This window comes from Mesorhizobium oxytropidicola (assembly GCF_056174625.1).
This window is the reverse complement of the sequence record NZ_CM149692.1, coordinates 5,535,961-5,560,600: the sequence shown is the minus strand read 5'-3', so window position 1 is coordinate 5,560,600 and position 24,640 is coordinate 5,535,961. Positions and strand designations below refer to the sequence as shown.

Here is a 24,640-nt window from a genome sequence, read left to right as displayed (position 1 = left end):
TGAGAGCGTAAGGCCTGAGGCGTCAACGATCGCCGATCGTCACATTGTTGATTTTCGTGCCTGGCGGTAAGTCCTTGACCTGCCGGTGAATCTGCCCTGCGATATGGACTTTCACCACGAAGAAATTTTTCTCCATATTCCCGCTGCTCATTTCGCCACCAAGCACCGGCGGCTTCTGAAAGTCATAACATTGGCCGGCACCGAGGATCAGGCCGTTCTTTCGCGCCGCGGTCACGAAACCGGCCAGCAGCAAGTCGTTCTGACTATCGGCGTCCTGCACCAAATCTCCAAATTCGGCCCAACTTGCGGAGATCGGCTTCAGGCGACCGTCGATCATGTCGAGGTGATGGATCGATCCGTCGGCCGCGCGAAAGAAAATATCACCGAACGTCGAAATCGCTGTTGGTTCCAAGCCTTCCAGGCCGATCCATTTCCAGCAGTCGAGCGCCTCGGCGACATCGTTGCTCGAAGGCTCGATGAAAAGGAACTGGAGATCCTGGGGCCAATCACCTCTTATCAAGGCTGTGGCTTGAGGAGCGCGGCCCCTCCCAAACAACGAGGAAATAAGGCTTGAGAGAGGATTGCCCACCGGTCACCGAAACAAAGAAGTTGGTTGGAAAATTCGCTATCAGGTCGCAAACAATCAATGCCGGCTCACAACGCCAATGACAGCAAAATCCCTCGTGCGGAAAATGATAATTCAAGTGTGTTGAGTCGGCAACGAATTACCACAAGCACATGCCCTGCCTCGCGTTCATATTCGTCTTGGGGGATAGAGGTCTATCTGTCTGCTCGTTGCGTCTCAATCCCGGCCGCGCTGTCGATCGCGGTCATTTGTGAAGAGTTTTAAGGCTGATGAAGAGTGCCTGTGCCGGCGGCCTTAATAGCGACTCCACGCAAGTTTTGCGTCTTGCATCTCTCCATCGCCTTTTTGCCGTTAGGGCGCTATTGGCAAGGTTACGACACTCTCTGGTGATATAAATGCGCTTTCTGTTTGTCCTGATCCTGCTCGCCGGCACAGGCATCGGCCTTCTCTATCCCTGGGCGATGACCAATTTTTCTGGCCGCGAGATCGGCACATGGCGGGTCTATGAGCAAGGCCGCTTCAAGCCGTTGACCGTGTCGCTCGCAGGCCGCGATGCGCCGGTGCGGGTGCTGGTCGACCTGACCGCGCGGGCCGAACGTATCGTTTCGCAGCAGCGCACGGTGCTGACGCTGACCGCCGCCAGCAACGGCCGCACGGTGCTTGCCTCGATGCTGCATTTCAACCATGTCGACAACCCGCGCCAGGTCAGCCCGCAGCTGCCCGACAAGATCTTTCGCGACGAGGCCGGCGTCATCGCCACCGTCAATTCCGGCCCTTATGTCTTCACCGTCGGCCCGGGCGATGCCGAGGACATTCCGATGCGGGCGGTCGATCTTGTCCTGCGCTCCGGTGTCGGCGAAACCGACCGGCGTGCGCGGCCGGTCGGTTTCTCGCTGATGGCGATCGGCTTGATCGGCTTCCTGCTGTCCTTGCGTTCTGGTGGCGGCCGGCCGGACAACCCGAACTCACAACCACCGCCGCCGCGTTGGGGCAGGGGGCCCAAGTGAACTACCGCCACGCCTACCACGCCGGAAATTTCGCCGATGTCGTCAAGCATGTCGTGCTGACGCGGCTGATCGACTATCTCAAACAGAAGGACAAGGCGTTTCGCGTCGTCGACACCCATGCTGGCATTGGCCGCTACGATCTGTCGTCACTCGAGGCGCAGAAGACCGGCGAGTGGCAAGGAGGCATCGGCCGGCTGATCGATGCCTCGTTCGACGCAAAGGCGGGCGCGCTGCTGACGCCCTATCTGGAGGCCGTGCGGGCACTCAATCCCGAGGGCGGCATCCAGAAATATCCGGGCTCCCCGCTGATCGCGCGGCATCTGATGCGCAAGCAGGACAGGCTGTCGGCGATTGAGCTGCATCCCAAGGATGCCGCGAAGCTGAGGACACTGTTTGCCGGTGATTTTCAGGCCCGCATCATCGAGCTCGACGGCTGGCTGGCGCTTGGCGCGCATCTGCCGCCGAAGGAGAAGCGCGGCCTGGTGCTCATCGATCCGCCCTTCGAGGAGGAGGGCGAGTTCGATCGCCTCGTCGACGGGCTCATCAGGGCACACAGGCGCTGGCCCGGCGGCATCTATGCGCTGTGGTATCCGATCAAGGACCGCCGGGCGGTGATCGCCTTCAGGAAAGCGCTGAAGCACTCCGGCATCCCGAAAATCCTCGACATAGAATTCGAGATCAGGCCGGCCTCTTTGGAGCCCAGCCTCGATGGCAGCGGCATGGTGGTGATCAACCCGCCCTTCACACTGGAAGGCGAATTGCGAACGGTGTTGCCAACCCTGCACAAATTGCTCGCCGTGGAAAAGCCGGCGCACTGGTCGCTGGAATGGCTGGCGGGAGAGTAGGTGGGCATGGCGTCGGCGGAGGCGCTGCTACACTCCGGTGGCAGCCAACACCGACGGCGTGATGCCGGATAGCCGCCTGCTTTCGCGTATCAAATGGGCCTGGTCCGCATAGCCGGCCTCGATCGCCAATATCGCGGTCGAGGTATCGCCGGATGCCTGCCGCAGACGCCTGAAGCGGTGGAAGCGAAGGATCCGGTCAAGCGTCTTCGGGCCGTAGCCGAACTTTCCTCGAAACGCCGCCGCAGCGTTCGTTCGCTCATATGCAGGGAGCGCAAGAGGAAAGGCACCAGCGGCTTGTCGGCTGGCAGACCCCGGTCGATAACGTCAAAGGCAAAGCCCATGACAACATCGGGCGCTCGCTGGTCTTGCGCGTGTGCGCCGATTGCCTCCTCCAATTGTCCCACCAGATTGGCCAGATCGGTCGTGGCCTGGATGCGACCTGCCAGATGGCGTGCCTTCGTGCCCCAGAGCTCACTGAGGTCAAGGCGTTCTCCGACGAATTGGTTGGCCGGCACGCCCAGCCAGCCGGCGGCCGCCCCTGGCCGGAATCTGAATCCGACAATCGTCGCTCCAGACGGCAGTATCTCGATCTGCGGCTCCCGGTCCGGTCCCGCGACCCGGAACCGGCCGTCGATCCACTGCAGGTCGATCGTCGCATCCGGGGTTATCACAACAGGTGGAGCGTCCTGGTCGCGCATGCGGTGGACCCAGACGGACGCGAAAGCGGCACCCAGTCGCCTCCCTGCGGGCCGTTCCTGGAAAAAGCCGGTGGTCTGCGCCAGTACCGCTTCCATCCCTTCAGCCTTCGTCAGTCTGCTCGGCCCTTGGTCTTCTCGGCGGCTCGCCACTCGGGTCCGGGCCTCAGCCATTTTGGCCGAAATCTTCAAGGCGTGCCGCTCCCGCCATGGCAAACCCACATCGTGCAAGTCCCGAATATAGAAAGGAGAACCCAAAATGAAAGCTCGCATCAGTGTCATCACGCTTGGTGTCGATAGTCTGGAAGGGTCGCTCGAATTCTACCGAAACGGACTCGGTCTTCCGACCGAAGGCATCATCGGCAAGGAGTTCGAGCACGGCGCCGTCGCCTTCTTCGATCTGCAGAATGGCTTGAAGTTCGCGATCTTTGAACGCTCCAACATCGCTGTTGACGCCGGCATCGCCCAAACCGGCCGCAGCCCGACAGAGTTCACCATCGGTCACAATGTCACCAGCGAGGCCGAGGTCGATGCCGTGATGGCCCAGGCCATCAGCGCTGGCGCGCGCCTCGTCAAGCCGGCGCAAGATACGTTCTGGGGTGGCTATGCCGGCTATTTCCAGGATCCGGATGACCATCTCTGGGAAGTCGTCTTCAACCCTGCCTTTCTTCCCGAGGACTGATACTGGAGAGGAACGCGTAGCCGCTAGGTACGTTGGTAGACGCTCCAGATCGTTTCTGGAAACCATTGTTTCGGCAACCGCTTGACCGGCGCCAAGCGAATCCGCACAGTGCGCGCAATCGACCTTGAGAGGATGCCATGACTCGCTTCGCCAAATCCGCTCTTGCTGCCCTGATTTCGCTCTGCACCCCGCTTGCCGCGCCTCTCGGCGTCACCCAGGCAGTGCAGGCGGCCGACCTTGGCGTCTATGCCGACGACGATGGCGGCGTCTGCGGCCAGCCCTGGGTGCTGAGCAAGATCACCAGCCGCTTCTCCTACCAGGTGCATCACGTGCCGCATCTGCCGGATGTGCAGATCACCGATTTCCAGCGCATCCACCAGCACCGCTATCTGCCGGCCAACGACACCTGGCCGATAGGCCGTCGCTATTGCGGCGCAACTGTCAGTCTCTCCGATGGGCGCGCCCGCACCATCTGGTACCTGATCGAGGAAGGGCAGGGCTTTGCCTCGATTGGCGACAATGTCGAGTTCTGCGTCTCGGGCTTCGACCGCTGGATGGTCTATAACGGCCGCTGCCGCGTTCTGCGCTAAGGGTATGTTGATATTCAGGTGAGGCCGGCCTGCAAACGGCAGCTTCGTGCGCTTCCGGTGCTCACGTACTTTAAGTACGCTCCGCTCCGGTTCTCGGATCTGCCGTTTTCGACTCGGCCTGACCTGAATCTCAACACACCCTAAGCGTCGTCCTCCAAAATTCTCGATTTCCTTTAGCGCCTGCGGCTCGATCGGCCGCAGGCGTTTTTCATGCCGTGTTGACAGAGGGCGAGATCCGTCGCATAAACGTGAGACAGACCTGTCTCACCACTTGGTACGCGCTATGACGCCGTCACCCGTCTCCGACAAACGCCAGCATGTCGTCGAAACCGCCTACGCGCTGTTCAAGCGCGCCGGCTTTCATGCCACCGGCATCGACCGCATCATCGCCGAGGCCGACGTGGCCAAGATGACGATGTATCGCCATTTCCCCAGCAAGGACGAGCTGATCGTCGCGGTGCTCGACTATCGTGCCAGGCGGTTCGACGATCAGCTCGACCGGCTTGCTGAGAAGAACATCACGCCCGAGCAGAAAATCGCAAAGATTTTCGACTGGCACGGGCACTGGTTCCGCAGGCCGGATTTTCATGGCTGCCTGTTCGCGCATGCGCTGGCCGAATTCGGCGATCCCGGGCATCCGGTGTTCGAGGCTGTCGCCAGGCAGAAGAATGGCTTGAGGCAGCGCATGCGGTCGATCCTTGCGCAGGTGATGCCGCGCGGGCGGGCCGAGAGCGTGGCGGCCACATTGTTGATGCTGATTGAAGGCGCGACCCTGATGGCACAGATGGGGCAGGGGGATGCGGCCATCCGCGACGCCCGCAAGGCTGCCCTGGACATCATCTCCGCTTCGCGCAGGCCGCAATGAGCCCGCTGGTCATCGGACTCGCGCTCTTCGCAGCGATCCTGCACGCAAGCTGGAATGCTTTCCTGCGAACCGGTGCCGACAGGTTGTGGACCGTCACCGTCATGAGCTTCTCCAGCACGGCGCTGGCCATTCCACTGGCCATCTTCAACGGTTTTCCGGCCACGTCGGCCTGGCCCTATGTCGCGCTGTCGGCCTGCCTGCAGGTCGGCTACAGCGTGTTTCTGGTGGCGGCTTACAGATATGGCGAATTGGGACAGGTCTACCCGATTGTTCGCGGCAGCGTGCCTCTGCTCGTCACCCTTGGCGGCTTCCTGCTCGCCGGCCAGCAGCTCACCGTTCTGGAGACCGTCGGCGTTGCCCTGGTCGGTGGCGGCATCATGGGTCTCTCGCTCGGACGCGGAAGAGCCGCCACGACATCGATCCTTTATGCGCTGGCAACGGGAGCAATCATCGCCGCCTACGCGACGGTCGACGCAATCGGTGTTCGTGCGGCTGGCAATGTCGGCGCCTACACGGCCTGGGTCCTGCTGGCCTATGGCGCATTGCTGCCGGCGACCTTCGTCGCCAGTCGTGGCCGGCTCGCTGTCGACCCGCGGGCGCCGGAGACGTGGAAGGCACTGGGCGGCGGCCTGTTCGCGCTTCTGGCCTATGGCGTCGTGGTGGCGGCCTTCGCGCTTGGGCCTGCCGGCCCGATCACCGCGATCCGCGAGACCAGCGTCGTCTTCGCGGCGTTCATTGGACGGCTGTTTCTCGGCGAGACGCTGACGCCCCGGCGCGTCGGCGCCTGCGCCGTCGTCGCGCTCGGTGCCATCTGCCTGGGTTATCAATCGTGACGGAAATGCATGCGCCTGCCGGCACACGCGCCACTGCCATCGACAATGGCCTGCTTCGGCTCGGGGCTCGAGGACTTGCCTATTCGGCGTGGGGCTGGAGCGGCACCTGCCTGTTCGGCGCGGTATCCGCCGCGGCTGCACTGCTGGTGTCACGAAGGCCCTGAACTTTCGGGCTATCGCCGGCAGGCAAATCGGCTAACCTGAACACCCGAGAGCAACGCATCACTTTCGGGAGCCTTCATGGACCTTGCCACCATCCTTGCCTTCGCGGCCGCCTTCTTCGTCTTCGCCGCCAGCCCTGGCCCCGACAACATGACGATCGTCGCCCGCACGATCTCCAGCGGCGCCGCATCGGGCATCGCCTACGGCGCCGGCACAGTGGTCGGCATCCTCATCTTCCTGACGCTCGCTGCCTTCGGCCTGTCGATCATCGCCGCCAAGATGGCGATCGTGATGACCGTGCTTCGCTATGGCGGAGCAGCCTATCTGATCTGGATGGGCATCAAGCTGTGGACGGCCGTGCCCGTCGTGCCGGAGCTGCAGCCCGTCTCCGGGCGGCGCGGGCTCTTGACGATCTTTGCCACGGGCATCGCGCTCAATCTCGGCAATCCGAAGATGCCGCTGTTCTATGTGGCGCTGCTGCCCAACGTCGTCGGAGCCTCGCTCACATCAGCCCATCTCGGCATCCTGGTCGCGGTGATCCTGGCTGTCGAGATCGTGGTGATCGGCGGGCATGTCGTTCTCGCCGGCCGCGCCCGCAATCTATTGCGCACGCCCAGGATCGTGCGACGGGTCAATCGCGCGGCGGGCGGCGTGATGATCGGCGCCGGCGTTGCCGTGGTCGCCACGCGCTGAGGGACAGCTCAACCGCAGTGCTATTTCCTGCGTCGCGCGGGCTCGGCCATGTCGATGAGCTTGCGAAGATAAGCAATGTGGCCGCGAAAGGCCCGCCGCCCAACCGTTGTTGCCTTGATCCGGGTCTGCGGCCGCCGCCCGACAAAAAGCTTCTCGACATCGACATAGCCCGCTCTGGCGAGCGTATCGATGTGCGCCCCGAGATTTCCATCAGTGGTTTCGATGATGGCCTTCAACTGGCTGAACTCCAGCGCCTCGTGCCTTTCCAGCGTGTTCAGGATGGCCATGATCCTCAGCCGTGTCCTCTGATGGATGATGTCGTCGGCGCTCATCAGTGCGCTCCAATGCGGTAAGCCTTGAGCCGTCGCCATATGACTCGGCAATCTCGGACAGCGGTAGTGCAGAATACTCTATCATGCAGAGTATTCTGTCAACTTGTCAGCAGTCTGAGGAAGTATGCTTGACAAGGTGATCTTCAGATCGGTCGTCGTGTCGCGCTCGTGATCCGCATGGACCGTTCGCCTGCGGGAAGATGATCGCCTTGATGAGGTGGTAGGTCACGATATTCGCAGCCGAAGATCACGCGCGAAGCGGCCCGCTAATCTTCGCAGCGTCATGATGGCTTCGCATCCAGAATGCCGGAGTGAAATTGCTGATGACATCAGAAGATCAACAGCGGATTTCTGCGATGATGAGCGTGATCGCGTCTCGATCTCAACGAAAATTTAAGCTGAGAAAATCATACCATTGCTTCGCTGGCTAGCGAGCCGCGAGTCAGATATGCATTGCGCGCCGGGGTCATTCACGGCCATCGGCATAACGTGAAGGGGCATGACATGGCTAAGCAGTCATCTAAAGCGCCGGCATCCAAGGCACCGGCAAAGAAAGCACCCGCAAAAGCAGTCGCGGCGAAGGCCGCAACAGCAGTGAAGAAAGCAGCGCCTGCGAAGGCAGCGGCGAAGCCTGCCGCGAAAGCAGCACCGGCCAAGAAGCCGGCAGCGGTCAAGGCTGTGGCGAAGCCCGCAGTGAAGAAGGCAGCGCCCGCCAAGGCAGCGGCAAAGCCCGCCGCTAAGGCAGCACCGGCGAAGAAGCCTGCAGCCAAGGCGGCGGCAAAACCCGCGGCCAAGAAAGCAGCGCCTGCCAAGGCTGCGGCAAAGCCCGCCGCTAAGGCAGCGGCAAAGCCGGCTGTCAAAGCAGCAGCGGCCGCGACAAAGCCTGCGGTGAAGAAAGCCGCCGCGCCGAAGGCCAAGGCAGCGCCTGCGAAGGCGAAGGCTCCGGCCAAGAAGTAGACCGGTCGTTGGGGCGTCGCGTGTCCTTCGGGGCTCGGCAAGGACGCTCTGACGCACTGGATCGAAAACAAGTCGGCGGCGGGTTCAGCCCTGAGGGCTGAACATCGGGATGGGACCGAGGGGCAAGCAAAGCGAGGCGGCGGTTGGCTGCCTCGCTTGCCCTTTGGATTGTTTCCTTGCTGCGGTCGGCGAAGGCCCCGGCGCGATGCCTGGGGTTGGTGCGATACGGATGCAGGTTTGAAATCCCGTCAGCCTGCGGTCCGCGCGCGCTCGTATTTCCAGCGTACCAGTTTGTCCGTGATATCTGGAGCGGAAACCGCAACCGGTTACCTGGCTGCTGTTTTTCTGCGTTCTGGCGGTTGATCGCAAGCGCCCGTCCAGTCAACACTGGACGCCTGCAAACAGGAAACCGATCATGCCGAAGCTGCTCTACGCATCCACCTCTCCTTACAGCTCGAAGGTAAGGATGGCCGCGGCCTATGCCGGGATCGCGATCGATCTGGTGCCGGTCAAGACAGAGGACAAACCGGCCGAGCTGATCGGCGCCAATCCGCTCGGCAAGATCCCGGTGCTGATGCTCGACGATGGCCGCTCGATTCACGACAGCCGCGCCATCACCCAGCACCTCAACCGGATTTCGAAGAACGCCTTGTTCCCGCGCAATCCCGACAAGCGGCTGGAAGCGGAAGTGCTGGAGGCGCTGGCCGACGGTATCTGCGATTGTGCGCTGTCGATGGTCTATGAGCGCCGCACCCGGCCTGAGGAGATGGTCTATCAGCCCTGGCTCGACCGACAGTGGGCGAAGATCACAGCCGCGCTCGATCTGCTCAATGCCAACCCACCAAAACTGCCGAAGAAGATCACCGCCGGTCAGATGGCGTTGCGTGCCTGCCTCGGCTATCTCTCCCTGCGTTTCGCCGGCAAATGGGAAAAGGGCCGTGGCCGGTTGACCCGCTGGGCGGCGCGTTTCGACGAGAAGTTTCCGGAGCTGAAGCCGGCGGTTCCTGCGTGAAGTAACGCGTTGGTCTTCAAGGTTGGCGATTGGCGAAGGCCAGCGTGACAGCTCGCGCCTCACTCTCCACCTTGAACCGCCGCCTGCTTCCGTGCTTGCTTGTAACCACGCAATTGCGGAGTGGCGAGCATGGCAAAGTCAGTCATCAAAACCAGCGCGGCCTCCGATCCCATGGTCGAGCGCCTGCGCGCCGCCCTCGGTCAGCACGCCTTCACCGAACAGAAGATGTTCGGCGGCACCTGCTTCATGCTCAACGGCAACATGCTTATCGGAACCTCGAAGCGCGGGCTGTTGGTTCGCGTCGGCAAGGCCGCGCATGCGGAGGCGGCAACGCGTCCCCATGCGCGACCGATGGAGATGGGTGGGCGTTCGATGGAGGGCTACGTCCATGTTGCGCCGGAAGGCACGGCGACTGAAACCGATCTCGCCGGCTGGCTCGATCGCGCGCTGACCTTCGTCGAGACGCTGCCGCCGAAATCGAAGCCAGCCAAGGTCGCAAAGCGGCATACGTAAGCCGGTCGCGCGGCCTAGTCTGCGTCGGTTGGTGTCGGCAGGTGGGCTCACCGGCAAAGCTGGCGGGAGGAGGCAAATGGCGTTTCTGGCGGGGCGTTGTATGTGCGGGGCGGTTGGCTGGACCTACTCCGGAGACACCACGCGCAATCTGGTCTGTCACTGCGTTGACTGCCAGCGCGCGCCACGTCCTCCCCCTTGACGGCCTTCCTGGGGATGAGGCGGGAGCACCTGAACTGGACCGGTGATATCGTGCACTATGAGAGCAGCCCCGGGACGTTCCGGGGATTTTGCCCGACCTGCGGCACAAGGCTCTATTTCCGCTCTGGGAGATGGCCTTCGGAGGTTCACGTCCACGCCGCGACGATGACCGATCTGGGCGAATATCAACCAGACGCGCAAGTCTTCATTGGCTCGCGGATGAAATGGCTCGACCGGCTGCGGTCGCTTCCCGCCCATCGGGGTTTTCAGCAAGCTCCGGAGGGTTCTGCTGAGACGCCCTGAGGGCGGAACCTGCACGGTCCAGTTTGTTGCCGTCTCGCACAAAGTTCTCGAAACCGGCAAAGGCAATAAAAAGCCGGGCGCGAGGCCCGGCTTTTTCGTGTCGTGGCTTGAACGACTTAGAACTTCATACCGACGCCGAAGGTGACGCGGTTGTCGGTGGCCTTGACCTTGCCGATACCGTCGAAGCTCTTGCTGCCGAAGTCGGTGTAGCGGTACTCGACACGGCCGAACACATTGTCGGTCAGCTTGATGTCGGTGCCGACACCGGCTGTCCAGCCGAGCATGGTGGCGCGGTCGCTGGCGTTGAGATCGCTATCTTCCACCTTCAGGCTTTTGCCGGCGAGACCGCCGGTGCCATAGAGCAGGATTTCCGGGGTCACGGCGTAGCCGAGACGGGCACGCAGCGAGCCTTCGAAGCCGCCCTTGGAGTGGATGCCGTTGTCGTCACCCTTGACGCCGTTGTAGCCGAGTTCGGCTTCACCGCCGTACACGAAGTTCTCCTGCTGCCACTGATAGCCGCCGAAGACGCTGCCGACGAAACCCTTGGTGTCGGTTTCGAAGCCCTGATCCTTCTCCTTGGTACGGCCGCTGAAGCCATAGCCAAGATTGATACCGGCATAGGGGCCGGCCCAGGATGCGACGGGCAGTTCGGCAACCGGTGCGGGTGCCGGCGGCTCTTCCTGGACGACGTCTGCGGCATAGGCAGTACCACCGAGGGCGAAGAGCCCGAGCGCAACGGCCAACGGCCGTGCGAATTTGAGATTGGCTTGCATTGTTCTTTACTCCTTAAGCCACAGGACACAGGCTTGTTCTCACGATCGCCATCAACCCGTCCGGGGGGTGAAACGGATCTGGCGTTCGTCGGTTCCAAATGTCGTGTCAAAATGCGGCTGAAGCGAACCTGAACTTGGGTCATTACCCGGCGCGAATGAGGCGGAACCTTGACGTTGCATCTTCGCAACAGCGAAATGTCAGCAGCCATTTCATGCTGCGCTGCACACCGCTTGGTGCAAGGAGTCCTGCGTCCTATATTGCGGTCCGGCGGGTCCGACTCCAAGACGAGTCGGCATGCCGAACCGGGCGTTTCGCCACAATGCTGCCCCAGGTGCGAATGCCGTTTAACGCATGCAGGGCCATATTTCGTCGGCGTCGTGTTTTCGGGCCGAAATTGAGGATTGACAGCAGATGAGCAAAGCCACTGCCGCGGCGCTGGTGACGGGCGGGGCGAAACGGATCGGCAAGGCAATCGTCGAAGACCTTGCCAGCCATGGTTTTGCGGTCGCCATCCACGCCAATCGCTCGAGCGATGAGGCGGATGCCTTGGCCGCAGGAATCAACCTGTCCGGCGGTCACGCCGCCGTGGTAAGCGCCGACCTGACAGACATGGACGCCGTCAGCGACCTCGTCGGCCAGGCTGAAGCCGCGCTAGGCCCAATCTCGCTGCTGGTCAACAACGCGTCGCTCTTCGTCGATGATTCCGTTGAGGATTTCGACTGGCAGGCCTGGGACCGCCACTTTGCCATTCATGTGAAAACCCCGGCGCTGCTGGCGCAGAATTTCGCCCGCTCCTTGCCTGAAGGGCGCGACGGGCTGATCGTCAACATCATCGACCAGCGGGTCTGGCGCCCGACTCCGCGCTATTTCTCCTATGCGCTGTCCAAGTCGGCCTTGTGGACCCAGACGCAGATGTTAGCGCAGGCGCTCGGCCCGCGCATTCGTGTCAACGCGATTGGTCCTGGCCCGACGCTGAAAAATGTGCGCCAGGACGATTCCGACTTTGACGCACAGCTCGCCGGTCTGATCCTGAAGCGCGGCCCGGAATTGTCGGAATTCGGCGCCACTATCCGCTATCTCTGGGATGCGCGCTCGGTCACCGGTCAGATGATCGCGCTCGATGGCGGCCAGCATCTTGCATGGCAGACGCCCGATGTGACAGGCATGACGGAATGAGTCCTCTGGATCCCAAGAACAAGGCGCGCGGCGGCGCCGACGATCTGCCTCCCGATATCGACCTCGAGGACGAGGCGCTGGAGGAGATCGTCGAGCCGGCCGGCCCGGATGTCGCCTTCACGGCCATCGACTGGACGCCGCATGCCGGCGATGCCGAAGGCATGGTCGGCGCCGAGGTGATCCAGACGCTGGTCAAGCGGCTGCCCAATGCGCCCGGCGTCTACCGCATGATGAATGCCGCCGGCGACGTGCTCTATGTCGGCAAGGCGCGCAGCCTGAAGAAGCGCGTCACCAACTACGCGCAAGGCCGGTTCCACACCAACCGCATCGGCCGCATGGTGCGCGAGACGTCGACGATGGAGTTCGTCGTCACCCGCACCGAGATCGAGGCGTTGCTGCTCGAAGCTAATCTTATCAAGCGCTTGCGGCCGCGATTTAATGTTCTGATGCGGGACGACAAGTCGTTCCCCTATATTCTCCTGACCGGCGACCACGCGTCGCCCGGCATCTACAAGCATCGCGGCGCGCGGTCGCGCAAGGGCGACTATTTCGGCCCCTTTGCCTCGGCCGGCGCCGTCGGCCGCACCATCAATTCGCTGCAGCGCGCCTTCCTGCTGCGTAGCTGCACCAACTCGTTTTACGAGAACCGCACGCGGCCGTGCTTGCTCTACCAGATCAAGCGCTGCGCCGGCCCCTGCACCGGCGAAATCTCGCATGAGGGCTATGCCGAACTGGTCGCCGAGGCGAAGGATTTTTTGTCCGGCCGCAGCCAGAAGGTGAAGACCGAGATTTCGGCCGCCATGCAGCAGGCGTCTGAAGACCTCGATTTCGAACGCGCCGCCATCTATCGCGACCGGCTGGCGGCCCTGTCGCATGTGCAGAGCCATCAGGGCATCAATCCGGCGACCGTCGACGAGGCCGACGTCTTCGCCATCCATCAGGAAGGCGGCCAGGTCTGCATCCAGGTGTTCTTCTTCCGCACCGGCCAGAACTGGGGCAACCGCGCCTATTTCCCGAAAGCCGATCCTGCCTTGGAGGCCGCCGAAGTGCTGGGCTCGTTCCTGGCGCAGTTCTATGACGACAAGCCGACGCCGCGTGCCATCCTCTTGTCGCACACCGTCGAGGACCAGGAATTGCTGGCGGAGGCACTCTCGACCCGCGCTGGCCGCAAGGTGGCGATCTCGGTGCCGCAGCGCGGCGAGAAAAGGATCTGACCGACAACGCCCTGCAGAACGCCCGTGAGGCGTTGGGCCGCAGGCTGGCCGAAACCTCGACGCAAGGGCGCCTGCTTGCCGGTTTCGCCGAGACCTTCGGCCTGGCCAAGCCGCCGGTGCGCATAGAGGTCTACGACAACTCGCACATCATGGGCACCAACGCGGTCGGCGCCATGGTCGTGGCGGGACCGGAAGGTTTTGTAAAAAATCAGTACCGGAAATTCAACATCCGCTCGACCGAGATCACGCCGGGCGACGATTTCGGCATGATGCGCGAGGTGATGGAGCGGCGTTTTTCGCGATTGCTCAAGGAGCATGGCGATGTTGCCGTGGCCGACGATGCGGCAGCGGGCGAGGCGCCCGATGATATCGAAGACGATATCTCCGGCAGCTTCCCGGCCTGGCCCGACGTCATCCTGATCGATGGCGGCCAGGGTCAGATGACGGCGGTGCGCAAGATTCTCGCCGATCTCGGCATCGAGGACCGCGTCGTGGCGATCGGCATCGCCAAGGGGCAGGACCGCGATGCCGGCCGCGAGCGCTTTTTCGTCAGGGGCAAGGACTCGTTTTCGCTGCCGGTGCGCGACCCCGTCCTCTATTTCGTCCAGCGCCTGCGCGATGAGGTCCATCGCTTCGCCATCGGCTCGCACCGGGCGCGGCGCAAGAAGGAGATGGTCAAGAGCCCGCTCGACGAGATTGCCGGCATCGGCCCGGGCCGCAAGCGCGCGCTGCTGCTGGCATTCGGCACCGCCAAGGCGGTCAGCCGTGCGGCCATCGAGGACCTCAGGAAAGTCGACGGCATTTCCGAACAGGTCGCCAAACTGGTCTACAATCATTTCCACGAAAGTTAGAAAATTCGGCAGTTTCAGCTGGCCTGTCGAATCTGGCCTGTTGACCCCCTACATTGCCTTCTGATTTGAGTACGCAGGCAGAAAGAGTCCACCAGATATGGCCCAGCGCGCGTTCAACCTGCCCAACATGCTGACCTACGCCCGCATCATCGCGGTGCCGCTGGTCGTGCTATGCTTTTTTCTCGAAGGCCATCTGAAATCGAGCGACTTCGCCCGCTGGTCGGCGTTGGTCATTTTCCTGCTGGCGTCCATCACCGATTATTTCGACGGCTATTTTGCCCGCGCCTGGCAGCAGACCTCCAACATCGGCAAGATGCTCGATCCGATCGCCGACAAGCTGCTGGTCGCCACGTGCCTTTTGCTGCTGGCGGCCGACACCGACCGCCACGCCGGCATTGCCGGCTGGTCGCTGTGGGCGGCGATCATCATCCTGTGCCGCGAAATCCTGGTTTCGGGCCTGCGCGAATATCTGGCGGCGCTCAAGGTCTCGGTGCCGGTGACGCAGCTTGCCAAGTGGAAGACCACCATCCAGATGGTCGCCATAGCCTTCCTGCTGGCGGGGCCGGCCGGTGACAAGATCTTTCCCTTGACCACGCAGACCGGCCTGGTGCTGCTGTGGATCGCGGCACTCGTCACGCTTTACACCGGCTACGACTATTTCCGCGCCGGCCTCAAGCACATTATGGACGAGTGAGATGACGACCCGCCTCATCTATTTTGCCTGGGTGCGCGAACGGATCGGCACGTCGGAGGAAGACGTCGAATTGCCCAAAGGCATCGAGACGGTCGCCGACCTCTTGCGCTGGCTGCAATCGCGCGGCGAAGGCTACGAGCACGCACTGCAATATCCCGACGTGATCCGCGTTGCCATCAACCAGGAACATGTCGACCACGGCGAGAAGATAGCGGGCGCGCGCGAGATCGCCCTGTTCCCGCCGATGACCGGGGGCTGATACCGATGTCGGCCGTCCTGGTGCCGAGCGTGCGCATCCAGCGCCAGGATTTCGACGTCGCCGCCGAGATCGCCGGGCTGACGCAAGGCCGCGCCGACATTGGCGCGGTGGTCACTTTCTCCGGTCTTTGCCGGGACGAGCAGGGCGCGCTCTCGGCACTGGAACTCGAACATTATCCTGGCATGGCGGAGGCCGAGATCGGCCGCATCGCCACCGAGGCGGTGCAGCGCTGGCCGCTGCAGGGCCTCACCGTCATCCATCGCCATGGCAAGATCGCGCCGGGGGAGAACATCGTGCTGGTGGTGGCCGCCTCGGCGCATCGCCAGGCGGCGTTCGAGGCGGCGAACTTCCTCATGGATTATCTGAAGTCACGGGCACCCTTCTGGAAGAAGGAGCACCGCACCGATGGTTCCGAGGGCGGCTGGGTCGAGGCCAAGGAGGCCGACACCCATGCGGCGAAGCGCTGGAAATCGCCCTCCGAATAAATCCCTGTCGCAGCCATGCATTGACCGCAATCCTTTGGCCAATTGGGTAAGGTTGATCAGCCCGGGGATAGGCAAACCGGGGCAAGGGAGGTGGTCATGCTGGGCAGGCTCGCGGAGTTCTTCGTCTTCGGTTTCGTGCCTCTGGTCGTCGGCATCCTGGCGGTGCCGGAACTGTCCGTGGCCGCCGAAAAGGCGGTGAGGGGCGAGGTGATCTATCGCGAGCGCATCGCCCTGCCTCCCAGCGCCGTGCTTTCCGTCCAGCTTGCCGATGTCTCGCTGGCCGATGCGCCGGCCAAGATCATCGGCGAGCAGACTGTGAAGCCGGCTGGCCAGGTGCCGATCAGCTTCGAGATCAAGTTCGATCCGTCTGTGATCCAGCCGCAAATCACCTATGCACTGCAGGCCCGCATCATCGTCGACGGCAAGTTGATGTTCATCTCCGATGTGCGCCATCAGGTCGATCCGCTGACCGATGCGACGCAGACCATCATGCTCAAGATGGTGGCGTCAGGCACCGGGCCGGCGGGAGCTTCCGTCTTTGGCCAGCTCTGGGTGGTCGACTATGTCGATGGCATCGGCGCCATCACCGCGCCGCAGGCGACGTTCAGGGTCAGTGAGGCCGGCAAGGCCGGCGGCAGCGGCCCCTGCAACACCTATTTCGCCACCGCCAAGGTCGATGGGCAGGCGATCGCCATCAGCGAGATCGGCTCGACCTACAAGGCCTGCGCGCCGGAGGTGATGGCCGAGGAAAAGGCGTTGTTCGATGCCTTGGCCAAGGCGGCGTCCTACAAGGTCGATGCCGGCAAGCTTGCCATATCAGACAAGGACGGCCGCGAAATCCTGCGCTTCAGCGCCGCGAGCTGATTGCCAAATGAAAAAGGCCGGCGAAGCGCCGGCCTTTCCAAATCGGACTGATGATATCGGCTCAGCCGACGATCTCGGTGTCCGAGAACCAATACTTGATCTCCTGCGCGGCGGTTTCCGGCGCGTCGGAGCCGTGCACCGAATTCTCGCCGATCGACAGCGCGTGCACCTTGCGGATGGTGCCTTCGGCGGCGTTGGCCGGGTTGGTGGCGCCCATCACTTCGCGGTTCCTGGCAATGGCATTCTCGCCTTCCAGCACCTGGACGATCGTCGGCGCCGACGACATGAATTCGACCAGCTCGCCGAAGAACGGACGGTCCTTGTGGACGGCGTAGAAGCCTTCCGCCTCGCGGCGGCTCATCCACACGCGGCGCGATGCGATGACGCGCAGGCCGGCGTCTTCGAGCATCTTGGTGATGGCGCCGGTGAGGTTGCGCCGGGTTGCGTCCGGCTTGATCATGGAAAAGGTGCGTTCGAGCGCCATGGGTCGTCCTTGTCTGAGAATGGAATTGAGAGTGGCGGGCTCTATACAAGCCGCCCGGAGCCAGAGCAAGGGGTGAGGAGCGGTCCGCAAAGCGGACGGAAAGCCAATTGCTTGGCTTTCCGAGTGACGAACGCCCGAAGCGGCAGCGAAGGGCCGGAACAGTGCGTGTTTCTATGCAAGGCTGGTGTCGACAAGGCGAGCCAGGAGGCAAGATCAGATGGCTGCACAGCAGCGCTTTGCTTGCTATAGTCGTGTTTGGCGCCGCGCTGAAGTCGGCCCGAATGGAGACAACATGACCATGACAGACGATCGTCAGGAGCGCATTCGCAACCGCGCACATCAGATCTGGCAGGAAGAAGGGCAACCGGCCGGCCACCACGAACGCCATTGGCACCAGGCGGCAGCCGACATCGATCGTGAGGATGCGGGGAAGAAGCCGGCCAAGAAAGCATCTGGCGCCGGCAAGGCAAAAGCCGCCCCCAAGGAAGAAAAGGCTGCCACGAAAGCCAGCAAGCCGAAGACCAGCAAACCAAAGAAGGCGGCCAAGTAAGGCCCGCTGTTCCGCAGCTGATTTTCGCCACGGATTGACGGCGCTCAAGCTGCCTTGCGGGCAGGGCAGGCGTTTTGCGGCCGTCAGGCCGCCGCGGCAACCTTTCGCCCCAGTCCGCCATGCAGGTCGAGGCAGCGGCCGAACCATTGCGCCACGACGTCGCTGTTTTCGAGCAGATGATAGGGCGTGGCGATGCGCGCCCATTGCAGCGCGCCGAAGACGATATAGTCCGCAAACAATGGCGAAGCGCCGCCGATGAAGGGCTGGTAGCTCAGCATCGAGCGCAGCGGCTCAAGCGAAGCCCGAAACGCCGCCAACCCGGCGTCGCGCGCCGCGACGACGTCTTCCAGCCGCCTGCCCAGGCGCTGCTCACGGCTCTGGCGGAAATAGGCAGCGTTCTCCTCGTCCTGCATGGTGTGGAGGTCGATGAGCGCCGCGGTGGTGACATAGGGATGGATGGTCAATTGCGACCAGCGTTCGATGAAGCGCGCCATCGCTTTGCCGCCTTCGCCGCCAAACAGCGTCGGCCGATCCGGATAGGCTTCGTCGAGATAGAGCGCGATGGCGAAGGAATCGATGACGACCTTGTCGCCGTCGCGGATCACCGGAACGGTTTTCGAAGCGCCGCCCTCGATGCCGGGGACCTCGAGAAACGCGTCGGCGCGGTTGAGATATCGAGCCCCTTATGAGCCAGCGCCATCGTTGCCTTCCAGCAATGCGGGCTGAACGGACGGCTCTCATCGCGCCCGACGAGATCATAAAGCAGAATGGTCATTGGCGCGGGTCCCTTTGCGGTCTAGGTATCGCTCGCGACATCCCGAAACGGGGCGGCGGGAGAAACGATGAAACAGCACTTCATGATGTTTGCGGCGTACAATCAATGGGCCAATGGCCGCGTCTACGATGCCGCCGCCGATCTCGACGATGAGGAATTCAATCGCGATGTCGGCGCCTTCTTCGGCTCGCTGATGGGCACGCTCAACCACCTGCTCGCCGCCGATCGCATCTGGATGAAGCGCTTCACCGGCGAAGGCGATGCGCCGACGGCGCTGGATGTCGTCCTGCACCGGGTCTTGCCCAATTTGAGGATGGCGCGCGAGGCGGAGGACCGGCGGATCATCGACTGGCTCGGCGGCTTGAGCGACAAGGCGCTGTCGGGACGCTTCACCTATATGACGGTGTCGGACATGCGGACCGTCTCGCAGCGTCTGGCGCCCGCGCTGGCGCATGTCTTCAACCACCAGACCCACCATCGCGGCCAGGCGCATATGATCCTTACGGTTCTGGGCCGTCCTTCCGTGCCGCTCGATCTGGCGCACTTCCAGCGCACCGAAGAGGGCAGGGCTTTCGCCTGATCCAGGCAAGCGGCCTGCGTCGACTATCGCCGCATCTTCTGCAGAAGCATGGCCTTCACATCAGGCCATTCGGAATCGATGATGCTGAACCGCACGGAATTGCGTTTCCGGCCGTCCGGCATGATCCGCTCATTGCGAACGATCCCCTCCTGCTTTGCCCCTATCCGTAGAATGGCCGCTCTCGATGCGTCATTGAGTTCATCGGTGGTGAACTGCACCCGCACACACGCCATGACCTCGAAGGCATGGACCAGGAGAAGGTACTTTGCTTCGGTGTTGACCCCTGATCGCTGAACCGAAGCGCTGAGCCACGTGTGCCCAATCTCCAATTTTCTGTTCATGCGATCGATCTTCCAGAACCGCGTAGTCCCGCAGATCGCTCCCGTGCCGCGCAGGACGATTGTATAAGGCATGACAGTCCCGGCCCGCCGTCCAGCCAGGGCGCAGGCTACATAGTCATCGATCGTGGCTGGCCCGGGAACCACGGTGGCCGTCAGGTTCCACAGCTCACCGTCCGCGGCTGCACACAGAAGACCCCGCGAATGCCCCGGCTGAAGCGGCTTGAGTTCAACAATTTTGCCGACCAGGGCGGGTTGTATGGATTGGACGTCCATTAACCGCTGGCCCTCAATTTTCTGACCGGCGGTCATCGGGGGACAATTGGGGGCTGATCCGAAATTCAGACAGCTTCGGAAGCCAGGTCGCGGATTTCGCTATCCAACTGGCGTTGGGTCAAGGCTGCTTCCGCCATGACCCATTGTTTGAACAGCAGCACCTTGCGTGCGGCAAGGCTCTTGTTGGGGGAGACGAAATACCAGCCTGCACTGTTTGGATGGTGGACGGCGAAAGGAGCAATCAGCCTCTCGGCTCGTATGTCGCTGGCCATATAGGCACGGTTGGCCACGGCAAAGCCCATTCCGGCATTGGCCGCCTCGTAAGACATCATGCACGAGTCGAAATAGATGCTTTTGGTTTCGCTGAGCACGAAGCTGGCGCCGGCGAAACCAAGCCAGGATTGCCAGTTCTGGGTGCAGGTGTCGGAATGCAGCAGCGTGAAGTGTTTGAGGTCGTCCGGCGTCACCCTTGACACCGGCTTGTGGCCGAGAACCTCATGGAACAGCTTGCGGCTGCACACCGGTGTCAGGTCTTCCCTAAACAGCAGATCGGATGGCAGCCCGTTGAAGTGGCCGTCGCCATAACGGATTTCGAGATCGAAATCGGAGGTCGTGAACTCATGCGTCGCATAGGAGGTCGAAACCCTCATCACGATATCGGGGAATTGCCGCTGGAACTCCGGCAGGCGTGGAAACAGCCAGCGCGCGGCGAAGGTCGGCAGCACGGATATCTTCAGCACATGTTCCTGCGATTGCCCGGTCGCCTCCATGCTGGCGGCGACGATCCGCTCCAGCGCCTCGCGAACGCGCGAGACATAGGTCTCGCCTTCCGGCGTCAGCGACACCGCATTGCCGCCGCGCTGAAAGATCTTGAAGCGCAGCTGATCCTCCAGGCTTTTGACGCGCTGGCTGACCGCTGAAGCGGTGATGAACTGCTCTTCGCCGGCGCGCGTGAAATTCCCGTGGCGCGCAGCACTCTCCACGATTTTCAGCGAATTGAGGTTGACCTGACTGAGCAGACGCACGGGTTTCGACCTTAAGCTGGGCTTACAGTAGCACCAGCATTCCTAATTTTACAGGGGGGGCTAATTTAATCGACTGTTAACCAAGTGTTTGCCCCCCACTTGGAGAAGTACAATGAACGCACATACCATACCCGAACTGCGCTATGCGATGAGCCGCGAGGCCATTATCGGCCATGAGACCGCCTGGAAAATATCGAGTTTCGGCGTTGCGCAGTACCTGCACGGCTATGACCCGGCACTGCTTGCCGCGATCGAGGAGGCCGCCCTGAAGCTCAAGGACAGCCATGCCGTGCACAAGCACCTCGACCTGACCTTCATCACCGGGGCCGACCGTTTCATTCCCGAAATCAAGGAGTTGCTGCACGACAAGCTGCGCCTGGAGCGGCTGTCGGACATGATGGGCACGAAGCTGGAGCCCTATCCGCTGTCGATCGTCGGCTCCACCGTCACCTTCATGAATCCAAGGGATGGTGCCGTCGAATGGCATTGCGATGGCGTTCCGGTCACCGAGCTCATTCCGCTGTCGATCAGCAATCCGCTGGTCGGCGGCCATCTCGAAATCTATTGCGACGATTCCGAGACCGGCCGCGCCATCCTCGAATCCGGCCGCGAGATTCCGCGCAACCGCATCATGCGCATCGATCACAAGATGAATTACGCGACGCTCGGGCAGTTCCTTGGCGTCCTGCATCGCACGGCGCCGATCCAGTATGGCGAGCGCGTCACCCTGGTGCTCAACCAGCGTTCGGTGGCCAAGCCGTATGTCGACGACAACCGCATGTTCTATCTTGCCGCCGACAATGACCATGACCGCGAATGGGTCAACGAACTGGCTGAAGACGTTTGGACCAACCAGCTGCCGGCCTATCGCCGGTTCGAGGCGGAGCATCCCACGCCCGCCCCGGTTGCCGAAGCACAGGTTCCGGGCGGAGCCAGGGAATCATGGTAGCGCACCATGATCCCGAAAAGTGGGAACCGGTTCTCGGACGAGATCATGGTCAAACACAGAGATAGAGCCCCATGCCGATCCTTTCGGCATGGATCAGGCTCGATATCCGCGCTGGTCTTTGCTGCCGGCGCGGTGGCTTTGTGGTCGACCAATGCCTTGGTCGGCAAATCTCTGCTGGCGACCCATCCGGTATCGCAGGTGCAGTTCCTGCAATTTGCCGGAGCTGCACTGGTCTTCGCCCTGATCCGGTTCATGAACCGGGAGGGAGCTCCGCCGGTTGCGGCCAGAGCCGCATTCGCGCCTCTCGCGGTCGGCTTCATCGGTCTGGTCGGCACCATGGTGCTGCAATACATCGCCTTCGCCTCGATGCCGGTGATCGAAGCCAACCTCGTGGCTTATACTTGGCCTTTGATGGTTGCCGCCGCTGTGATCGTCTTCGAAAATCCGCGGCGTCCAGCTTTGCTGGGTCTTGCCGCTGCCCTTGGGTTCGTCGGCGTCGCGCTGGTGATTTCGGGAGGGCGTGAGAGCAGCTGGTTCCAGGGCGATCTCGTCGGCTATCTAGCCGCATTCGGATCCGCGTTGTGCATGGCGTTCTATTCGGTGATGGTGGGACGGCTCGCCACGTCGCCGGATCGCCTGTTGTTGCCTTCCTCGCTGGTCGGCGTCGCCTTGACGCTGTTGTGGTCCGCACACGAGGGCGTTGCCTGGCCCGCCGGCGTGGATCTGGCGCTTGGGCTCTATCTCGGCGCCGGCCCGATGGGACTGGGCTACTATTTCTGGTCGCGCGCCTTGAAGCTCGAAGGCAGCGGCAAGGTCGCGGTCGTCGCTTATCTCACGCCGATCGCGTCGACGCTGCTGCTGACCCTGTCCGGCGAACGGCTGACGACGACCGCCATTGCCGGCGCCGTCCTCGTCATCGGCAGTTGTATCGCGGTCGGTCTGGAACGGTCGGAGGCGCAAGACTATGTTTGACGACAATGAACGTCTCGCCAGGCAAGAAGCGCATTGGCTCCTCAAGGAATTTGGCGCCGAGGCACCGCTTTATGCGGCAATGAAGGCCGAAAAGGCGATTGAACAGAAGGATTTCGGGCGCTGTGCCCGCTGGAAACGTATTCTTGAGATATTGGCCGATGGCCGGATAACCAAGTCTGCCGCGTCGAAGTATTAGATTTTCTAATTTGCACGACGTCGATTTTCCATAAAAATAGTTGACGTCAAGTCTTGATTCGTTTTGGAACTTGGCGGTCCGTTGGGGGACGCGGTTAAAGAGATACATCGACAAAAGTCTTCGCTGGGGTGGGTGACTTTGTCGCAAATAGGGTGAAAGAATTGTCAAATATCGAGGATAAGACCGTTATCGAGCTAACGGCCGATATTGTCTCGGCCTATGTAGGCAACAATCCGCTTCCGGCTTCCGGCCTGCCTGACCTGATTGCCAGCGTCAGCGCATCGGTTCGAAAACTGGCAGGTGCGGCTGTCGTGGAGAGTCCGAGCCTTGTTCCGGCTGTAAATCCGAAGAAGTCGGTGTTTCCCGACTACATCGTCTGCCTGGAGGACGGAAAGAAGTTCAAGTCGCTCAAGCGACACCTCAGGACAGACTATGGTTTGAGCCCGGACGACTATCGGGCCAAATGGAGTCTGCCGCCGGATTATCCGATGGTCGCGCCGAATTACTCGGCGACCCGTTCGGCGCTGGCAAAGTCGACAGGGCTTGGCCGCAAACCGGCAGCAGCACCGGCCTCTGTGGCCAAGGGAGCGAAGCGCAAGGCGGCTGGCTGAGCGCAAAGCGACCCGGCCAGCCGGCCTGGACGCGACAGCCAATGGAACCCGGAAAGCGGCTCTGCCTTCCGGGTTTACCGCCTTATCTGCGGCTGATCGTGCAGAACCACGTTCAGCAACGAACTGTGCACCACGAGTTTTCCATTGTATTCGATGAATCCAAGGTCGCGGAACTTGTTCATGAAGTAGCTGACTCTCGGCCGCGTTGTGCCGATCATTTCGGCTAGCGTCTCCTGGTTGACCTTGCCGAGAATGGGTTCAGGCCTTCCTTCCTTGCCGAAATTTGCCAGCAGGAGAAGTGCCCGTGCCAGGCGCTTTTCGCTCGAATTGAAAAGCTGGTCGACCAGGTCCTCTTCGACGCGGATGGTTCGTGTCAGAAGGTGGGCGATGAACATTTCCGAAAAGGCCGGCTCGTCGTGAATGACGCGCATGATCGCCTTCTTATCTATCTGCATGATCTCGCAATCCGTCATCGCAACCGCCGTTGCCATGCGCCGCGTCTGGCCGGCCATGCAACCTTCGCCGAAGAAATCGTTGGTCCCCATTATCGCGACGACAGCTTCCTTTCCCTGTTCGGACAGGACACTGATCTTTACCTGACCCTCATTGATGTAGAAGACCGAAGCCGCGGCATCGCCTTGCGAGAATATTTTCTGATGGGGTCCATAACGTGTGATCGTGCGCCCAAGATCGGCTTTCGCCAGAAAAGCCTGCGGATCGAACGGCTGATCTGATTTTCCTTCCATCAATGACCCCATCCACTGACATCACGATGCTGACGAGGCCTCAGCCTCGATGAAACAGAATCCAATATCTCGCGGGACCGGTCAATATTGACCAGACGCGGCTCGCTGCGAAGGCTATCCAAATGCGGTCGGCGTCACTCGGGTCTTCCTCTCACTCGATCTTCGGACGCCTTGACGAGTCCCCGGCCGGGGCTTTCATAGGCAAGGCATGCACGCCACAAGGAAGCGGACCGCGAGGCGCGACGCTAACGAGACATCGCAACAGCTCCCTGCGCCAAGATTCCCTGGGATGCGACTTCCTCTCGCAATGTGTCGGCAATTTCCGTCAGACTGTGGCCGGCCTCGGGATGGGCGTCGAGCAACAGGCTGGCAACGGCTGCTATGTCCAGCCTGTGCCGACGCCGCTGGGCATCGGAAACGACATCTGCGATCTTGAGCGCCAGGGGAAGCGTGGGCATCCTCGAATCTCCATGCCGCCTTGGTTTATCCGGGTCCTAATGGGAGTTTTGGCAGCCTTCCCGCTTCTGATTGATACCGAGCCGTTTCCT

At 61.8% G+C, this 24,640-nt stretch carries 33 protein-coding genes and 3 pseudogenes; 24 read left to right on the top strand and 12 right to left on the bottom strand.

From position 1 onward, the window contains the following. Window positions 1–22: 22 nt before the first annotated feature. Complete coding sequence (locus AC0V8S_RS28065; RefSeq protein WP_475434675.1) at window positions 23–589, bottom strand: T6SS immunity protein Tdi1 domain-containing protein; 567 nt, start codon at window positions 587–589, stop codon at window positions 23–25. Between the two features lie 392 nt (window positions 590–981). On the opposite strand from AC0V8S_RS28065, the gene AC0V8S_RS28060 reads away from it, so the two are divergent. Both AC0V8S_RS28060 and AC0V8S_RS28055 read left to right on the top strand, forming a co-directional pair. After that, window positions 982–1,593 carry a hypothetical protein gene (locus tag AC0V8S_RS28060; RefSeq protein WP_475434673.1) on the top strand — a complete coding sequence of 204 codons (612 nt, stop codon included), beginning with the start codon at window positions 982–984 and terminating at the stop codon, window positions 1,591–1,593. Continuing rightward, window positions 1,590–2,438, top strand: coding sequence for a 23S rRNA (adenine(2030)-N(6))-methyltransferase RlmJ (locus AC0V8S_RS28055; protein WP_475434672.1), 849 nt, complete (start codon window positions 1,590–1,592; stop codon window positions 2,436–2,438). Before AC0V8S_RS28060 ends, AC0V8S_RS28055 begins: the two co-directional genes overlap by 4 nt. 27 nt (window positions 2,439–2,465) lie before the next feature. On the opposite strand, the gene AC0V8S_RS28050 is transcribed toward AC0V8S_RS28055, so the two are convergent. After that, on the bottom strand, window positions 2,466–2,630 hold the full coding sequence (locus AC0V8S_RS28050; RefSeq protein ID WP_475438710.1) for a helix-turn-helix domain-containing protein: 165 nt from the start codon (window positions 2,628–2,630) through the stop codon (window positions 2,466–2,468). Window positions 2,631–2,980: 350 nt separating this feature from the next. After that, window positions 2,981–3,136: pseudogene (locus AC0V8S_RS28045) on the bottom strand (AraC family transcriptional regulator); the annotation flags it as partial. A 256-nt stretch (window positions 3,137–3,392) separates the two neighbouring features. Here AC0V8S_RS28045 and AC0V8S_RS28040 point away from each other — a divergent pair. The 6 genes from AC0V8S_RS28040 (at window position 3,393) to AC0V8S_RS28015 (ending at window position 6,958) form a co-directional block, all read left to right on the top strand. After that, complete coding sequence (locus AC0V8S_RS28040) at window positions 3,393–3,815, top strand: VOC family protein (RefSeq protein ID WP_475434671.1); 423 nt, start codon at window positions 3,393–3,395, stop codon at window positions 3,813–3,815. Window positions 3,816–3,952: 137 nt separating this feature from the next. Next, a complete protein-coding gene (locus tag AC0V8S_RS28035) occupies window positions 3,953–4,405 on the top strand; it encodes a hypothetical protein (protein WP_475434670.1) in 453 nt (150 codons plus the stop codon). A 283-nt stretch (window positions 4,406–4,688) separates the two neighbouring features. Further along, entirely contained in the window at window positions 4,689–5,270 is a 582-nt protein-coding gene (locus tag AC0V8S_RS28030) for a TetR/AcrR family transcriptional regulator (RefSeq protein ID WP_475434668.1), read from the top strand. Next, the gene (locus AC0V8S_RS28025; RefSeq protein ID WP_475434666.1) at window positions 5,267–6,103 is read left to right on the top strand and encodes an EamA family transporter; all 837 of its coding nucleotides are present in this window, start codon (window positions 5,267–5,269) and stop codon (window positions 6,101–6,103) included. Before AC0V8S_RS28030 ends, AC0V8S_RS28025 begins: the two co-directional genes overlap by 4 nt. Next, complete coding sequence (locus AC0V8S_RS28020; protein ID WP_475434664.1) at window positions 6,100–6,267, top strand: hypothetical protein; 168 nt, start codon at window positions 6,100–6,102, stop codon at window positions 6,265–6,267. The genes AC0V8S_RS28025 and AC0V8S_RS28020 overlap by 4 nt, the downstream gene beginning before the upstream one ends. A gap of 76 nt (window positions 6,268–6,343) precedes the next feature. Further along, window positions 6,344–6,958, top strand: a complete 615-nt coding sequence (locus AC0V8S_RS28015) for a LysE family translocator (RefSeq protein ID WP_475434662.1) — start codon at window positions 6,344–6,346, stop codon at window positions 6,956–6,958. Between the two features lie 20 nt (window positions 6,959–6,978). Here AC0V8S_RS28015 and AC0V8S_RS28010 read toward each other — a convergent pair whose 3' ends face one another. Then, window positions 6,979–7,290, bottom strand: a complete 312-nt coding sequence (locus AC0V8S_RS28010; RefSeq protein ID WP_475434660.1) for a transcriptional regulator — start codon at window positions 7,288–7,290, stop codon at window positions 6,979–6,981. A 470-nt stretch (window positions 7,291–7,760) separates the two neighbouring features. Beyond that, window positions 7,761–8,207 (bottom strand): hypothetical protein, encoded by a 447-nt coding sequence (locus tag AC0V8S_RS28005; protein ID WP_475434659.1) that lies wholly within the window; start codon window positions 8,205–8,207, stop codon window positions 7,761–7,763. 455 nt (window positions 8,208–8,662) lie between these two features. Here AC0V8S_RS28005 and AC0V8S_RS28000 point away from each other — a divergent pair, with 455 nt between their 5' ends. From AC0V8S_RS28000 to AC0V8S_RS27985, 4 genes are all read left to right on the top strand, one after another. Continuing rightward, complete coding sequence (locus tag AC0V8S_RS28000; RefSeq protein WP_183457948.1) at window positions 8,663–9,259, top strand: glutathione S-transferase family protein; 597 nt, start codon at window positions 8,663–8,665, stop codon at window positions 9,257–9,259. Window positions 9,260–9,388: 129 nt separating this feature from the next. Continuing rightward, entirely contained in the window at window positions 9,389–9,772 is a 384-nt protein-coding gene (locus AC0V8S_RS27995) for a TfoX/Sxy family protein (protein ID WP_244661614.1), read from the top strand. Window positions 9,773–9,848: 76 nt separating this feature from the next. After that, window positions 9,849–9,971: a GFA family protein gene (locus tag AC0V8S_RS27990; RefSeq protein ID WP_475434658.1), complete on the top strand. Its 123-nt coding sequence runs from the start codon at window positions 9,849–9,851 to the stop codon at window positions 9,969–9,971. 14 nt (window positions 9,972–9,985) lie between these two features. Beyond that, window positions 9,986–10,273, top strand: coding sequence for a GFA family protein (locus tag AC0V8S_RS27985; RefSeq protein WP_475438709.1), 288 nt, complete (start codon window positions 9,986–9,988; stop codon window positions 10,271–10,273). Between the two features lie 116 nt (window positions 10,274–10,389). Here AC0V8S_RS27985 and AC0V8S_RS27980 read toward each other — a convergent pair whose 3' ends face one another. Then, window positions 10,390–11,046 carry an outer membrane protein gene (locus AC0V8S_RS27980; protein WP_183457952.1) on the bottom strand — a complete coding sequence of 219 codons (657 nt, stop codon included), beginning with the start codon at window positions 11,044–11,046 and terminating at the stop codon, window positions 10,390–10,392. A 412-nt stretch (window positions 11,047–11,458) separates the two neighbouring features. Here AC0V8S_RS27980 and AC0V8S_RS27975 point away from each other — a divergent pair, with 412 nt between their 5' ends. The 6 genes and pseudogenes from AC0V8S_RS27975 (at window position 11,459) to AC0V8S_RS27950 (ending at window position 16,590) form a co-directional block, all read left to right on the top strand. Beyond that, window positions 11,459–12,223, top strand: a complete 765-nt coding sequence (locus AC0V8S_RS27975; RefSeq protein ID WP_475434656.1) for an SDR family oxidoreductase — start codon at window positions 11,459–11,461, stop codon at window positions 12,221–12,223. Beyond that, a pseudogene (gene uvrC / locus AC0V8S_RS27970) lies at window positions 12,220–14,288 on the top strand (excinuclease ABC subunit UvrC). The gene AC0V8S_RS27975 and the pseudogene uvrC overlap by 4 nt, the downstream one beginning before the upstream one ends. 97 nt (window positions 14,289–14,385) lie before the next feature. Continuing rightward, window positions 14,386–14,982 carry a CDP-diacylglycerol--glycerol-3-phosphate 3-phosphatidyltransferase gene (pgsA, locus tag AC0V8S_RS27965; protein WP_013896263.1) on the top strand — a complete coding sequence of 199 codons (597 nt, stop codon included), beginning with the start codon at window positions 14,386–14,388 and terminating at the stop codon, window positions 14,980–14,982. A 1-nt stretch (window position 14,983) separates the two neighbouring features. After that, entirely contained in the window at window positions 14,984–15,241 is a 258-nt protein-coding gene (gene moaD / locus AC0V8S_RS27960) for a molybdopterin converting factor subunit 1 (RefSeq protein WP_475434655.1), read from the top strand. Between the two features lie 5 nt (window positions 15,242–15,246). Then, window positions 15,247–15,726: a molybdenum cofactor biosynthesis protein MoaE gene (locus AC0V8S_RS27955; RefSeq protein WP_475434653.1), complete on the top strand. Its 480-nt coding sequence runs from the start codon at window positions 15,247–15,249 to the stop codon at window positions 15,724–15,726. Between the two features lie 96 nt (window positions 15,727–15,822). Then, on the top strand, window positions 15,823–16,590 hold the full coding sequence (locus AC0V8S_RS27950) for a YbaY family lipoprotein (RefSeq protein WP_475434652.1): 768 nt from the start codon (window positions 15,823–15,825) through the stop codon (window positions 16,588–16,590). Window positions 16,591–16,651: 61 nt separating this feature from the next. Here AC0V8S_RS27950 and ndk read toward each other — a convergent pair whose 3' ends face one another. Beyond that, on the bottom strand, window positions 16,652–17,074 hold the full coding sequence (gene ndk, locus AC0V8S_RS27945) for a nucleoside-diphosphate kinase (RefSeq protein ID WP_010915217.1): 423 nt from the start codon (window positions 17,072–17,074) through the stop codon (window positions 16,652–16,654). Between the two features lie 217 nt (window positions 17,075–17,291). Between ndk and AC0V8S_RS27940 the strand changes: the two genes are divergently transcribed. Then, window positions 17,292–17,624, top strand: coding sequence for a DUF2934 domain-containing protein (locus AC0V8S_RS27940; protein WP_475434649.1), 333 nt, complete (start codon window positions 17,292–17,294; stop codon window positions 17,622–17,624). Between the two features lie 83 nt (window positions 17,625–17,707). Here AC0V8S_RS27940 and AC0V8S_RS27935 read toward each other — a convergent pair. Continuing rightward, window positions 17,708–18,399, bottom strand: a pseudogene (locus AC0V8S_RS27935) (glutathione S-transferase family protein). Window positions 18,400–18,466: 67 nt separating this feature from the next. Here AC0V8S_RS27935 and AC0V8S_RS27930 point away from each other — a divergent pair. Continuing rightward, on the top strand, window positions 18,467–18,979 hold the full coding sequence (locus tag AC0V8S_RS27930) for a DinB family protein (protein ID WP_475434647.1): 513 nt from the start codon (window positions 18,467–18,469) through the stop codon (window positions 18,977–18,979). A gap of 23 nt (window positions 18,980–19,002) precedes the next feature. Here AC0V8S_RS27930 and AC0V8S_RS27925 read toward each other — a convergent pair whose 3' ends face one another. Beyond that, complete coding sequence (locus AC0V8S_RS27925; protein ID WP_475434645.1) at window positions 19,003–19,629, bottom strand: GNAT family N-acetyltransferase; 627 nt, start codon at window positions 19,627–19,629, stop codon at window positions 19,003–19,005. Between the two features lie 29 nt (window positions 19,630–19,658). Next, on the bottom strand, window positions 19,659–20,618 hold the full coding sequence (locus AC0V8S_RS27920) for a LysR substrate-binding domain-containing protein (protein ID WP_475434643.1): 960 nt from the start codon (window positions 20,616–20,618) through the stop codon (window positions 19,659–19,661). A 112-nt stretch (window positions 20,619–20,730) separates the two neighbouring features. Between AC0V8S_RS27920 and AC0V8S_RS27915 the strand changes: the two genes are divergently transcribed. The 4 genes from AC0V8S_RS27915 to AC0V8S_RS27900 all read left to right on the top strand — a co-directional run bounded on the left by AC0V8S_RS27915 (window position 20,731) and on the right by AC0V8S_RS27900 (window position 23,346). After that, window positions 20,731–21,567, top strand: a complete 837-nt coding sequence (locus AC0V8S_RS27915) for a hypothetical protein (protein ID WP_183457968.1) — start codon at window positions 20,731–20,733, stop codon at window positions 21,565–21,567. A 45-nt stretch (window positions 21,568–21,612) separates the two neighbouring features. Further along, window positions 21,613–22,539, top strand: coding sequence for a DMT family transporter (locus AC0V8S_RS27910; protein WP_475434641.1), 927 nt, complete (start codon window positions 21,613–21,615; stop codon window positions 22,537–22,539). Continuing rightward, window positions 22,532–22,735, top strand: coding sequence for a hypothetical protein (locus AC0V8S_RS27905; protein ID WP_475434639.1), 204 nt, complete (start codon window positions 22,532–22,534; stop codon window positions 22,733–22,735). The genes AC0V8S_RS27910 and AC0V8S_RS27905 overlap by 8 nt, the downstream gene beginning before the upstream one ends. A gap of 161 nt (window positions 22,736–22,896) precedes the next feature. Further along, window positions 22,897–23,346, top strand: a complete 450-nt coding sequence (locus AC0V8S_RS27900) for a Ros/MucR family transcriptional regulator (RefSeq protein ID WP_183465221.1) — start codon at window positions 22,897–22,899, stop codon at window positions 23,344–23,346. Between the two features lie 74 nt (window positions 23,347–23,420). On the opposite strand, the gene AC0V8S_RS27895 is transcribed toward AC0V8S_RS27900, so the two are convergent. Both AC0V8S_RS27895 and AC0V8S_RS27890 read right to left on the bottom strand, forming a co-directional pair. After that, window positions 23,421–24,092, bottom strand: a complete 672-nt coding sequence (locus tag AC0V8S_RS27895) for a Crp/Fnr family transcriptional regulator (RefSeq protein ID WP_475434637.1) — start codon at window positions 24,090–24,092, stop codon at window positions 23,421–23,423. A gap of 245 nt (window positions 24,093–24,337) precedes the next feature. Then, window positions 24,338–24,550: a hypothetical protein gene (locus AC0V8S_RS27890; RefSeq protein ID WP_475434635.1), complete on the bottom strand. Its 213-nt coding sequence runs from the start codon at window positions 24,548–24,550 to the stop codon at window positions 24,338–24,340. Window positions 24,551–24,640: the final 90 nt, after the last annotated feature.